The 12,683-nt window shown below is 62.2% G+C and carries 9 protein-coding genes; 3 read left to right on the forward strand and 6 right to left on the reverse strand.

Annotated elements, in window-relative coordinates:
- The 4 genes from ntrC to glnA form a co-directional block, all read right to left on the reverse strand.
- Positions 1-1,438, reverse strand: a 1,438-nt coding sequence (gene ntrC, locus ABNU97_RS09360) for a nitrogen regulation protein NR(I) (RefSeq protein WP_348766469.1), incomplete at its 3' end; no start/stop codon positions are given.
- Positions 1,439-1,459: 21 nt separating this feature from the next.
- A complete protein-coding gene (gene glnL, locus ABNU97_RS09365; protein WP_348766470.1) occupies positions 1,460-2,536 on the reverse strand; it encodes a nitrogen regulation protein NR(II) in 1,077 nt (358 codons plus the stop codon).
- A 469-nt stretch (positions 2,537-3,005) separates the two neighbouring features.
- Positions 3,006-3,692: a DUF4124 domain-containing protein gene (locus ABNU97_RS09370; RefSeq protein WP_348766471.1), complete on the reverse strand. Its 687-nt coding sequence runs from the start codon at positions 3,690-3,692 to the stop codon at positions 3,006-3,008.
- 129 nt (positions 3,693-3,821) lie between these two features.
- Complete coding sequence (glnA, locus tag ABNU97_RS09375; RefSeq protein ID WP_348766472.1) at positions 3,822-5,231, reverse strand: glutamate--ammonia ligase; 1,410 nt, start codon at positions 5,229-5,231, stop codon at positions 3,822-3,824.
- A 258-nt stretch (positions 5,232-5,489) separates the two neighbouring features.
- Here glnA and glyQ point away from each other — a divergent pair, with 258 nt between their 5' ends.
- The 3 genes from glyQ to gmhB are packed head-to-tail and all read left to right on the forward strand — an operon-like array spanning position 5,490 to position 9,058.
- On the forward strand, positions 5,490-6,386 hold the full coding sequence (gene glyQ / locus ABNU97_RS09380) for a glycine--tRNA ligase subunit alpha (RefSeq protein ID WP_348766473.1): 897 nt from the start codon (positions 5,490-5,492) through the stop codon (positions 6,384-6,386).
- Complete coding sequence (gene glyS / locus ABNU97_RS09385) at positions 6,383-8,464, forward strand: glycine--tRNA ligase subunit beta (protein WP_348766474.1); 2,082 nt, start codon at positions 6,383-6,385, stop codon at positions 8,462-8,464. The genes glyQ and glyS overlap by 4 nt, the downstream gene beginning before the upstream one ends.
- Before the next feature lie 33 nt (positions 8,465-8,497).
- Positions 8,498-9,058, forward strand: coding sequence for a D-glycero-beta-D-manno-heptose 1,7-bisphosphate 7-phosphatase (gmhB, locus tag ABNU97_RS09390; RefSeq protein ID WP_348766475.1), 561 nt, complete (start codon positions 8,498-8,500; stop codon positions 9,056-9,058).
- Between the two features lie 57 nt (positions 9,059-9,115).
- Here the strand turns inward: gmhB and gyrB are convergent, their stop codons facing one another.
- Both gyrB and recF read right to left on the reverse strand, forming a co-directional pair.
- Positions 9,116-11,536, reverse strand: coding sequence for a DNA topoisomerase (ATP-hydrolyzing) subunit B (gene gyrB / locus ABNU97_RS09395; protein ID WP_348766476.1), 2,421 nt, complete (start codon positions 11,534-11,536; stop codon positions 9,116-9,118).
- Between the two features lie 65 nt (positions 11,537-11,601).
- The gene (gene recF / locus ABNU97_RS09400; RefSeq protein ID WP_348766477.1) at positions 11,602-12,675 is read right to left on the reverse strand and encodes a DNA replication/repair protein RecF; all 1,074 of its coding nucleotides are present in this window, start codon (positions 12,673-12,675) and stop codon (positions 11,602-11,604) included.
- Positions 12,676-12,683: the final 8 nt, after the last annotated feature.

The raw sequence follows: 12,683 nt of genomic DNA on the forward strand, positions 1-12,683 counted from the left end.
GACGGTGGCCGTCGGTACGCGCCAGGGCGGCGCGGATCATCACCCGTTCCAGGCTCGGGATCGCCTCGTCGAGCAGGTGGTCTGCGCCTTCGGACAGTCGTTGCTCGGCCCAGTGCGCGAGCTGATCGTCCCAGCGTTGCTCGCCTGCCTGCACGTAGCCGCCGCCGTTTTCCGACACCGGCGCAGACGGCGCTGGCTGTTGCGCGTCGGCGGGCTTTTCGTGCGCGACCGGTGTGGCCGCATTGGCGGCCGGCATGGCGCTGCCATCCCGCAATTCCTGCGGTAGATCCTCAAGTACCACCTCGCGGCCCGGGGCCATGACGGTCAGCCAGCGACACAGGTTTTCGAGCTGACGGACATTGCCCGCCCAATCCAGAGCGCTGAGAAACTGGCTGGCCTGCTTGCTCAGGCTCTTGAGCTCCATATCGAGCTCGCGCGCGGCCCGGCCGAGAAAGAACTCGAGCAGCAAGGGGATATCCTCACGGCGTTCGCGCAGCGGCGGCACGCGCAGGCGGATGACGTTCAGCCGATGGAACAGATCCTCGCGAAAACGGCCCTTGCGAACCTCTTTTTCCAGCTCCTGATTGGTCGCGGCGATAATACGCACGTCTACCGATACCGGCGTGTGCCCGCCGACCCGGTAGAACTGGCCGTTCTGAAGAACGCGTAGCAGCCGGGTCTGCAGATCCGCCGGCATATCGCCGATTTCGTCGAGAAACAGGGTGCCGCCATGGGCCTGTTCGAAGCGCCCGCGCCGCTGTGCGGCGGCGCCGGTGAACGCGCCTTTTTCGTGGCCGAAGAACTCCGACTCCATCAGATCCTTGGGGATGGCGGCCGTATTCACGGCAATGAACGGGCGGCTCGCCCGCGGACTGTGCTCGTGCAGCGCATGGGCCACCAGTTCCTTACCGGTGCCGGACTCGCCGGTAATCAGCACCGTGATATTGGAGGCCGATAATCGCCCGATGGCACGAAACACTTCCTGCATCGCCGGCGCTTCACCGATGATGATCGATGCCTGCGGTCTAGCGGCTTCTCCTTCCGGCAGGTCTTCGCGTGCCAGGCGGGCGGCGCGGGTCACGAGCTCCACGGCTTCGTCGAGGTCGAAGGGTTTGGGCAGATACTCGAAGGCGCCCCCCCGATAAGCCGAGACCGCGCTGTCCAGATCGGAATGCGCGGTCATGATGATGATCGGCAGTTCCGGCTTGCGCGCATGCACGCGCTCGAGCAGATCCAGCCCGGAAATGCCGGGCATACGGATATCGGTCAGCAATACGTCCGGTGTCTGCTCTTCGAGCGCGTCGAGCAGTTCGGCGCCGCCGGGGAAGGTGACCACGTCGATATCGGCGCTCTTGAGCGCCCGTTCGAGCACCCAGCGAATGGATTCGTCATCGTCCACCACCCACGCCGAGAGCGTGCCTGTATTGCCTTTGCTCATCGCCAACTCACCTTGTTCTGGCTAATCATCGCCGGCCTCGAGGGGCAGGATGACGCTGAAAATGGTCTGCCCCGGGCGGCTTTCGCACTCGATCAACCCGTGGTGCAGATGAATGAGGTACTGGGCAATCGGCAGGCCCATGCCGGTACCCTCGGCGCGCGAACTGACCATGGGATGGAAAATGCGCGGCAGCAGCTCGCGAGGAATGCCGGGCCCGTTGTCGATCACGTCCACGCGAGCCACCAGCCGGTGCTGGGTACCGCCAATCGTGAACAGGCGCTGCGTTCGGGTACGCAACAGGATTTCGCCGCTGCCGTCGAGCGCGGTCACGGCATTGCCCACCAGATTGAAAAGCGTCTGAATAAGCTGCTCTCGATCGGCCCTGATTTCCGGAATGCTGGGGTCGAAATCGCGCTTGAGCTCCACGTTGGCGGGCAGATCGGAGCTGATCAGCGCCCGCACGTGTTCGAGCGGCTCATGAATATTGAGCGGCTGCTTGTTGGGCGGGCGTCTGGGCCCGAGCAGCCCATCCACCAGGTTCTGCAACCGGTCGGCTTCGCGAATGATGACGGTAGTGAACTCCTTGAGCCCGTCGTCGTCGATCTCGCGTTCGAGCAGCTGGGCGGCACCGCGCAGCCCGCCGAGCGGGTTCTTGATCTCGTGGGCCAGGCCGCGAATCATCTCCCGATTGGCCAGATTCTGAACCCGCATCTGATCGTCGCGCGATATGCGCAGCTGGCGATCGAGCGAAAGAAACTCCAGCAGCAGCGCCGAGGCGCCGTTACGGTCGGTGAACGGCGTAACCGTGCAGTCCACGGTGAGCGGATCACCGCCACCGGCGCGCAGATACAGTTCGCGTTCGGTAAAGGCTGCGCCCTTGTAAAGCGCCGATTCGAGCTTCTCGCGATGATCGGCCAGATAGGGCAACGCCCGATCGAACGGCTCGCTGCCGCAGTGACGCGCCGATACACCGAACAGCATTTCACTGGCGGTATTCAAATAGGTCACCCGCAGTCTGGCATCCAGACAGACCACGGCGGTCTTGAGGTTATCGAGGATGGTGTCGGGACGAACACCGATACTGTCGCGTGAGCTCATGAGGCAGCTGAAAGCAAGACTTGGGCCAGTGCCGACGTCCCGCGTAATAGGACCACGACAACGCTATTGCACCATCATAGTGCTATGCGCCTCGGCGTGCCCCTGTGACAACAGGATCAATAACTCTGACCGCTCGGCTTAATCCAGGGTCGAGCGGATCGCGAACCAGTCTGCGGGCGCGGCAAGGCGCGGCGGGTCACCGGCGTAGAGCCTGTCGACGCTAACGTCGATTGCCGCGTTGCCGTCCAGAAATTCGCCAGGCAAGGCGCGAGGCGAGATGTTTGGTGCGCCCGATGAACGACGGGCAACGCCACATGGCGGATTTTCGCAGGCAACCCGTCAGGACGCGGGCCATTTATTTGCGATCTCGCATTGCAGCTCGCTCATGTCCAAGCGACACCACGCTAACCGCGCACGATCTTGCCCAAACTGGGCCGCGGCGCGGCGATTTCGTTGGCGTTACCAGGACCTAGCTTGGCGGCGCCGCCATGCCGCCGCCGGTATTCAATCGTGGCGTGCTGGGGGCACCGCCCACGTTGCCCGCGGCAGGCGCGGCCGTCGTTGTACCGGGCGAATCACTCCCATTGCCGTCGCCGCTCGCGTTCGGGTTGCTGTTCAACGGCGAGATGGCCGACGGCGGCTTCATGTAGAAGGTGACGGGTTCGGTACGTCGCAGTTCGGTGCCCTGATACAGCAGGGCAGCGCTGAGCGTATGGGTTCCACGTGGCACGTTGCCCAGCGACAGCTGGGTGTCGTCGGTCGGCGATTGCGGGATCGGACTGCCGTCGAGGTAGTAGGTGATCTGCTCGCCGTCGCGCAGTTCGGGCGAACCGCTGATTTCGACCGATACCGGTACGATGCCACGGGCATCGCGGAAGGTCTGCTCGGGCTCGGGACTCACGAGCGTTGGCATGCGCGATTCGGCATTGGTCTTTCGCGAACGGGCGCGGTCCGAGGCGGCCTGAAGCTCCTGCAGGGCATCGGGGTTGCCGTCCACCGTTTGCAGCCCCGGCAGGTTGGCCCGCTTGGCGCCCTGGCTCGTGGCGCTGTCGCTGTAATGGCGTACACCCTGGGCATCCACCCAGGTATAGATATCGGCGTGGGCCGTGCCGGCGGCGGCCAGGGCGAGAAGCAACAGCGCGATGGAGGTTTTCATGACCTCAATCTAGCGCGAAGCGCAGACATAAAAAAGGGCGCGCCCGATAAAAGGACGCGCCCTGCCGGCCAGCGGCGCCGTGCGATCAAACGCACATGCCACGGCCTCCCCTGAAGCGGGGGTCCTGCCTTAGCAGGAGTAGTACATGTCGAACTCGGCCGGGTGCGTGCTCATCTTCATGCGCAGCACTTCTTCCATCTTGAGTTCGATATAGCCGTCGATCAGATCGTCGGTGAACACGTCACCCTTCTTGAGGAATTCGCGGTCTTCGTCGAGGGCCTTGAGCGCTTCTTCCAGCGACTGGGCCACGGTCGGAATCGCTTTTTCCTCTTCCGGCGGCAGATCGTAGAGATCCTTGTCCATGGCTTCGCCCGGATGGATCTTGTTCTGGATGCCGTCGAGGCCCGCCATCATCATCACCGCAAAGGCGAGATAGGGGTTGGCGGTCGGATCGGGGAAACGCACCTCGATACGACGTGCCTTCGGGCTGGAGACCCACGGAATACGGATCGAAGCGGAACGGTTGCGCGCCGAGTAGGCCAGTAGCACCGGCGCCTCGAAGCCCTTGACCAGACGCTTGTAGCTGTTCGTGGAGGCATTGGCAAAGGCGTTGATGGCCTTGGCATGCTTGATGATGCCGCCGATATAGAACAGCGCCTCTTCGGACAGGCCGCCGTACTCTTCACCGGAGAAGATGTTCTTGCCGTCCTTGGACAGCGACTGATGCACGTGCATACCGGAGCCGTTGTCGCCAACCAGGGGCTTGGGCATGAACGTCGCCGTGCGGCCGAAGCTGTGGGCGACGTTGTGCACGCAGTACTTGTAGATCAGCGTTTCGTCGGCCTTCTTGACCAGCGTGTTGAACAGCATGCCGATCTCGCCCTGGCCCGCGGTGCCCACTTCGTGGTGATGCACTTCGACGGTCAGGCCCATTTCTTCCATGGCCAGACACATGGCCGAACGCATGTCCTGATGGGAATCGACCGGCGGCACCGGGAAGTAGCCGCCCTTGATACCCGGACGATGGCCCATGTTGCCTTCCGGATACTGCTTGGCGCTGTTCCAGTAGCCTTCTTCGGAGTCGATCGCGAATCCGGCGCCCTTCATTTCGTTCTGCCAGGTCACCGAATCGAACACGAAGAACTCGGCTTCCGGACCGAAATAGGCGGTGTCGGCGATGCCGGTCGAGGCCAGATAGGCTTCGGCACGCTTGGCGACGGTACGCGGGTCGCGCTCGTAGCCCATCATGGTGTTGGGTTCGAGTACGTCGCAGCGGATGATGACCGTGGGTTCTTCGAAGAACGGGTCCAGCACCGCCGTGCTGTCGTCGGGCATGAGCACCATGTCCGACTCGTTGATGCCTTTCCAGCCGTCGATCGACGAGCCGTCGAACATCTTGCCTTCTTCCATGAACTCTTCGTCGACGATATGCGCAGGCATCGTCACGTGTTGTTCCTTGCCGCGCGTATCGCAGAAGCGGAAGTCGACGAACTTCGCCTCGGTTTCCTTGATCAGCTTGAGCGCTTCGCTACTCGCCATTGATGACTCCTTGTATGTAGAACCCGTTCGAACTGTCTGGTGCAGAGCAACGAGGATAGCCACTATAAAGGCAGAATCCGTGCCACGTCATCTTTGCCTTTTTTCGGGTCAAGCAGCGCCGTATCGCACCACCAAAGAGCCAGCACCGCACTTAAATAGTGCTTAGAGGCTTTTCGGCACCATTTTGGCGCAGGGTCGGCTAGACCATGAAAGAGGCCTGTTTCGTTATACTCCGCGCTCGAACACAGGACAGTTTGCATGGATTTCCAACAGCTCATTTTCCGGCTTCAGCAGTTTTGGGCCGAGCAGGGGTGTGCCATCGTGCAGCCCTTGGATATGCCCGTCGGTGCCGGTACGTTTCATCCGGCGACGTTCTTGCGCGCGATCGGCCCCGAGCCGTGGCGATCGGCCTACGTGCAACCTTCGCGTCGACCCACCGACGGCCGCTATGGCGACAACCCGAACCGGTTGCAGCACTACTATCAGTTCCAGGTACTGCTCAAGCCCTCGCCAAAGAATATTCAGTCGCTGTATCTGCAGTCTCTGGAAGCGCTCGGTCTGGATATGTCGATTCACGACGTGCGGTTCGTCGAGGATAACTGGGAGTCGCCCACGCTCGGCGCCTGGGGGCTGGGCTGGGAGATCTGGCTCAACGGCATGGAAATCACCCAGTTCACGTATTTCCAGCAGGCCGGCGGCCTGGATTGCCGTCCGGTGTCCGGCGAGATTACTTACGGGCTGGAGCGTATCGCCATGTACATCCAGAACGTGGAGAGCGTCTACGATCTGGTCTGGTCCGAATCGAGTGCGGGCACGCTTTACTACGGCGACGTGTTTCACCAGAACGAAGTCGAGCAATCACGCTACAACTTCGAATACGCCGACGTGGCTGCGCTGTTCACCCACTTCGATGCGCTGGAAGCCGAATGCCAGCGTCTGGTCGAAGCCGAGCTGGCGCTGCCCGCCTACGAACGCATGCTGGAGTGTTCCCATACCTTCAACCTGCTGGATGCCCGCCACGCGATCTCGGTAACCGAACGCCAGGGCTATATCCTGCGCGTGCGTACCCTAGCGCGCGCCTGTGCCCAGGCCTACTACGCCTCGCGTGAGGCGCTTGGCTTTCCGATGCTCAAGAACGACGACGAGGCCGCATGACCGCCGCTACGCTACTCATCGAAATCGGGGTGGAAGAACTGCCCCCCAAGGCCATGCGCACGCTTGCCGATGCCTTTGCCGAGGGTGTGACGAGCGCGCTGTCCGAAGCAGGGCTCGCACTGGGCGCCACGACCCGCTACGCCACCCCGCGCCGGCTGGCCGTGGCGATCGCGGAGGTCGCCGCGGCGACCGATCCGGTCGCGGTGGAAAAAGCCGGGCCGACGCTTGCCATCGCCTATGACGCGGCCGGCCAGCCCACCAAGGCCGCCGAAGGCTTTGCGCGCTCGCTGGGCACGACCGTGGACGCACTCGAACACGAAGACAGCGACAAGGGCGAACGCCTAGTCTATCGCGCGACCGAGCCGGGCAAGCCGATCGCAACGCTGGTACAGCCGGCGGTCGATCAGGCAATCAAGCGCCTGCCCATTCCCAAGCTGATGCGCTGGGGCGATAGTGAAGCCGCGTTCGTGCGCCCGGTGCACTGGGTCGTTGCCCTGCACGGCAGTGAGATCGTGCCGCTTAGCGTTTTCGAACAGAGCGCGGACCGCCAGACCTTCGGCCATAGATTCCATCACCCGCAGGCAATCGAGCTCGCGCGTGCCGAAGACTATGCCGAAGCTCTGAATGAGGCCTGGGTAGTGGTCGACCCCGACCGACGCCAGCGCCGCATCGTCGAACAGGTCGAACGCGCGGCTAAGGATTTTGGCGGCCAGGCCCTGATCGACGATGGTCTGGTGGAAGAGGTCACCGCGCTCGTGGAATGGCCGGTGGGCATTGCCGGGCGCTTCGACGAGCGCTTCCTGGTGTTGCCGCGCGAGGTGCTCATCTCGACGCTGCAGGAGCACCAGCGTTATTTCCCGATCGAGAACGAGGCCGGCGAGCTTTTGGCCGGTTTCATTACCGTCGCCAATATCGAAAGCCGCGACGTCGCTCAGGTGATCGCCGGCAACGAGAGGGTCGTGCGCCCGCGTCTGTCCGACGCGCTGTTCTTCTGGGATCAGGATCGCCGCCAGGGCCTGGCGCACCATATCGACGGACTTGCCCGCGTGACCTTCCAGCAATCGCTGGGCTCGCTGGCCGACAAGAGTGCACGTATCACCAAGGCGGGCGAACGCCTGGTCGAGCCGACCGGCGCCTCGGCATCTGCCGTCAAGCGTGCGGCCGCGCTGGCCAAGGCCGACTTGTTGACCGAAATGGTCGGCGAATTCCCGGACCTGCAAGGCCTCATGGGCTTTTACTACGCCGAGGCCGACGGTGAGCCCACCGAGGTGGCGCGGGCAATCGCCGAACAGTATGCGCCAGCGCGTGCCGGCGCCGACATCGCTGGCACGCCGGCAGGGCGCGCGCTGGCACTTGCCGACCGGCTGGATACCCTCAGCGGGATATTCGCCATCGGGCGTCGGCCGAGCGGCGACAAGGATCCCTTCGGGCTTCGTCGTGCAGCCCTGGGTGTTCTGCGAACCGTCATCGAGGCGGGCATCGTGCTCGACCTGCGCGCGGAGCTGTCAGCCGCACTGGCCAACCAACCGGTGAATGCTGAACCCGATACCCTGGATTCGCTGTGGATGTTCCACATGGAACGTCTGCGGGGCTACTACGCAGATCAGGGCATTGGCCCGGATCGCTTCGAGGCGGTCGCCAATCTGGGGATCACCGATCTGGTCGATTTCGACCGCCGTATCCGAGCGCTGGATACGTTCGGCCGCGAGAGCAGCGCCCAGACGGTGTGCGGCGCCCACAAACGCATTCGCAATATCCTGCGGCGCAACGCCGATGAGGTGGAAGGCCGGGCCTTCGATACCGCCGCGCTCATCGAACCAGCGGAACGCGATCTCGGAACCGCCTACGCTGCTCAGCGCGACGTGGTCGTCGAGGCAATGGATTCGAAAAACCCGACCGAGGCGTTGACCGCACTGGCGGCGCTCGCAGCGCCGTTGGACGGCTTCTTCGATCAGGTCATGGTCATGGCTGACGACCCGTCGCTCAGACAGAATCGACTGGCCCTGCTCAGCCTGCTCGACGAGCTCTGCCGTGAGGTCGCCGATATCTCCTGTCTCTCGCTCGAGCAGAGCGATTAGACTGGTCGGCAGACATTTGTCGGGCGATGCATCATGAAGCTCATCATCCTGGACCGGGACGGCGTCATAAACGAAGACAGCGACGACTACATCAAGTCGCCGGCTGAATGGCGCCCGCTCCCCGGCAGCCTGGAGGCGATACTCAAGCTCAAGAACGCGGGCTATCGTGTCGTCGTCGCCAGCAATCAGTCCGGCCTTGCGCGGGGGCTGTTTGATTACGACACGCTGTTTGCCATCCACGACAAGATGACCCGCATGCTGGCGGATATCGGCACCCACGTCGACGGCATTTTCTTCTGCCCCCACGGCCCGGACGACGGTTGCCGCTGCCGCAAGCCGGACACCGGGCTGCTCGACGATATTGCCAAGCGCTTCGGGCGCGCGCTGGCCGGTACGCCCTTCATCGGCGACAGCCTCTCGGATATACGGGCCGCACAAGCTGCCGGCGCGACGCCCGTTCTCGTACGTAGCGGCAAGGCCGTCGCCGAGGACGCGGTCGAGTTGGCCGGCGTCGACGTGTACGACGATCTCGCTGAGGCTGCCGGTAGTCTGATCGCCCGCGATAAATCCCGTACCCATAAAAAAGGCGGCTAGAAAGCCGCCTTGTCGCGCATCGCCGGCGTTTACTACGCCGGCCAGGGTCGAACCCGACTAAACGTCGAGGTTCGACACCATCAGCGCGTTACGCTCGATGAATTCACGGCGCGGCTCCACGTGGTCTCCCATGAGCGTGGTGAATATCTGATCCGCGCCCACGGCGTCGTCGATCTTAACCTGCATGAGCCGGCGCGTATTCGGGTCCATGGTGGTTTCCCAGAGCTGGTCCGGATTCATCTCACCCAGGCCCTTGTACCGCTGTACGTGCAGGCCGCGTTTGGCCTCGCCCAGCAGCCACTCGTAGGCCTGTTCGAAGGTATCCACCGGTTCGGCGCGCTCGCCGCGGCTGACCTGGGCGCCTTCGCCCATCAGCTCCATGAGCTCGTTGCCGAGCGTGGACATGCGCTGGTATTCCTCGCCGGTGAAGAAGTCTTCGTGCCACACGAAGGTATGCGGAATGCCGTGACTGTATCGGGTCACCTGCAAGTGCAGCGGCCGTTGCTCGTCGGCCGGCTTGACCTGCACTTCGTAGCGATGGCGGGCCTCATTGCGGGCGTCGAGGCGCGCCTGTAGCTGGTCGGCCCAGTCCTGCATCCCCTGGGCGTCCGAGAACGTCTCTGGCGTTACCTTCGGCAGATAGGTCATTTCCATGAGCGTCGCCGGGTCGAAGCGCCGCGTCAGGCGATCGATATCGCCGAGCAGGCCCATATAACGGTGCGAGAGGCTGGCCAGCGCATCGCTGGAGATCGCCGGCGTGTCTGCCTCGACGCGCAGCTCGGCCTTGCTCAAGGCCAGGCGCAGCAGGTAGTTGCCAAGTTCCTTGTCATCCTTGACGTAATACTCCTGCTTACCGCTTTTCACCTTATAGAGCGGCGGCTGTGCGATATATACGTAACCCGCCTCGATCAGCTCGAACATCTGACGATAGAAGAAAGTCAGCAGCAGGGTACGGATATGCGAGCCGTCCACGTCGGCGTCGGTCATGATGATGATGCGGTGATAACGCAGCTTCGCCGGATCAAACTCGTCACGGCCGATGCCACAGCCCAGGGCGGTGATAAGCGTGCCGACTTCGACCGAAGACAGCATCTTGTCGAACCGCGCCTTCTCCACGTTCAGAATCTTGCCCTTGAGCGGGAGAATCGCCTGATTGTGGCGGTCGCGACCCTGTTTCGCGGAACCGCCGGCCGAGTCACCCTCCACGAGGAACAGTTCCGACTGCGACGGATCCTTTTCCTGGCAATCGGCGAGTTTGCCAGGCAGACCGGCGATATCCAGCGCCCCCTTGCGCCGCGTCATATCGCGGGCACGGCGTGCCGCATCCCGGGCGCGGGCGGCTTCGATAACCTTGCCGGCAATGACCTTCGCTTCGCGCGGGTTCTCCAACAGGAAATCGTTCAGATGTTCGTTGACCGTGGACTCGACCACCGCACGCACTTCCGACGAGACGAGCTTTTCCTTGGTCTGTGAGGAAAACTTGGGATCGGGCACCTTGACCGATACCACCGCAGTCAGGCCTTCACGGGCGTCGTCACCCGCGGGGGCCACCTTTTCCTTCTTGGCCAGGCCTTCCGATTCGATATAGCCGTTTAGCGTGCGCGTGAGTGCGCCGCGAAAACCCGCCAGATGGGTGCCACCGTCACGCTGCGGGATATTGTTGGTGTAGCAGAACACGCTTTCCTGATAAGAGTCGTTCCACTGCATCGCCACTTCCACGACGATATCGTCGCGTTCGGCGGTGAAGTAGCACACCGTTTCATGCAGCTGTGTCTTGTTTTCGTTGAGATTTTCGACGAAAGCGCGAATCCCGCCCTCGTACTCAAACACCACGTCACGTTCGCTGGCTTCTTCGCGCAGCCGGATCCGAACCCCGGAGTTCAGGAACGACAGTTCGCGCAGACGCTTGGCGAGAATATCGTAGCTATAGGCGATGTTGGCGAACACGTCGCCGCTGGGGTGGAAATGGATCGACGTGCCGGTGCGTTGCGTATCCTCGACCGCGGTCAACTCGTCGAGCGGCTCGCCCATTGAATAGCTCTGGCGGTAGCGCTTCCCATCGCGATGAATATCCAGTTCGAGGCGGTCGGATAGTGCGTTGACCACCGACACACCTACGCCATGCAGGCCACCGGACACCTTGTAGGAGTTCGCATCGAACTTACCGCCGGCATGCAGTACGGTCATAATCACTTCTGCGGCAGGCTTGCCCTCGCCTTCGTGCATGTCGACCGGAATGCCGCGACCATCGTCACTGACCGTAATACTCTGATCGCGGTGAATAATGACCTGGATCTCGTTACAGTAGCCGGCGAGTGCTTCGTCGATCGCATTATCCACGACCTCGAAAACCATATGATGCAGGCCGGTGCCATCATCGGTGTCGCCGATATACATGCCTGGACGTTTTCGAACCGCCTCCAGGCCTTTAAGAACCTTGATGCTACTGGAATTGTAATCGCCGTTCGATTCCGCCATGGGTCACCGCGTTTAGGGCTGTATAAGTGCGAGTCAACCCATAGATTCTAGCATGCCCTGGGGAGTCAGCCCGTGCGGACAGCACCGTGTTCCACGTGGAACATGCTGCCGCCTTTCAGGACGTCCGGCACCACGTCAGGTTCGAGGAAAGTCAGAAAACACTGGCCGCCAAGGGCCGCAATTTCTTCCGCCAGAACCTGGCGGTAGCGTGCGCCCAACTCGGCTGCCATATCATCGATAAGCAGTACGGGGCGTACGTGGCGTCGGGCGTACAACAGCTGCGCCTGGGTAAGAAGCATAGCGGTCGTCAGAATTTTCTGTTGCCCTCTCGATACCCAGTCACGCGCCGCGGCAGTGGCGATCGATATACGAAGATCCGCGCGGTGCGGTCCCTGCTGGGTAAAACCCGCACGTGTATCCTGATCCAGCGATGCGGCGAGCGCTGCACCATAGCCGTCGTCTCCACGCCACCCACAGTCGTATTCAAGGACTACAGGCTCGTCGCCGAGCAGTTTCGCTGCCTGGCCCGGCAGGTTCGCATGCAAATGGTCTATGTAGGCCCGGCGGGAGGCATCGACAACTTCGGCCGCTCGGACGAGCTCTGCGTCCCAAACGACGATGTCGGCCTTGGGCATACGCGATTTGAGCGCTCTGTTTCGTTGTTTTAGAGCACGCCTGAAACGTCTCCACGCAGGGAAGAATGCGTGTTCCACGTGGAACACGCCCCAGTCGAGAAAATGACGGCGATAGCGCGGGCCCTGTTCGAGCAGCCGATGCACGTTCGGATCGACCATCTGCAAGGGCAGCGTGTTGATCAGATCTATTCGATTGGTTTCATTGTCGCCATCTCGGCGATAACGAATACCGCGCTTGTCTCGACTGACGCCAACACGATGCGACCGCCCGTCGGGCACCGCGATATCGCCGGTGACGGTAAAGGCGTTTGTGCCTGCGCGTATCGCAGGCCGAGGCCCGGATTGCCGGAACGACTGGCCTCGCCCTAGAAAATAGATCGCCTCGAGCAAGGTTGTCTTGCCCGAGGCGTTGTCGCCGGTAATGACGTTAATCGACGGATTGGGTTCGATATTCGCCGTCGAGAAACAACGAAAATCGTGAAGCCGTAGACGGGTTAGATACATTCCCGCCG

It is taken from the genome of uncultured Salinisphaera sp. (assembly GCF_964012375.1).
GTDB lineage: Bacteria > Pseudomonadota > Gammaproteobacteria > Nevskiales > Salinisphaeraceae > Salinisphaera.

Excerpts from the sequence above, each read along its gene's own strand:
- glnL (WP_348766470.1), bottom strand. The coding sequence starts at position 2,536 with ATGAGCTCACGCGACAGTATCGGTGTTCGTCCCGACACCATCCTCGAT.
- ABNU97_RS09370 (WP_348766471.1), bottom strand. The coding sequence starts at position 3,692 with ATGAAAACCTCCATCGCGCTGTTGCTTCTCGCCCTGGCCGCCGCCGGC.
- glnA (WP_348766472.1), bottom strand. The coding sequence starts at position 5,231 with ATGGCGAGTAGCGAAGCGCTCAAGCTGATCAAGGAAACCGAGGCGAAG.
- glyQ (WP_348766473.1), top strand. The coding sequence starts at position 5,490 with ATGGATTTCCAACAGCTCATTTTCCGGCTTCAGCAGTTTTGGGCCGAG.
- glyS (WP_348766474.1), top strand. The coding sequence starts at position 6,383 with ATGACCGCCGCTACGCTACTCATCGAAATCGGGGTGGAAGAACTGCCC.
- gmhB (WP_348766475.1), top strand. The coding sequence starts at position 8,498 with ATGAAGCTCATCATCCTGGACCGGGACGGCGTCATAAACGAAGACAGC.
- gyrB (WP_348766476.1), bottom strand. The coding sequence starts at position 11,536 with ATGGCGGAATCGAACGGCGATTACAATTCCAGTAGCATCAAGGTTCTT.
- recF (WP_348766477.1), bottom strand. The coding sequence starts at position 12,675 with ATGTATCTAACCCGTCTACGGCTTCACGATTTTCGTTGTTTCTCGACG.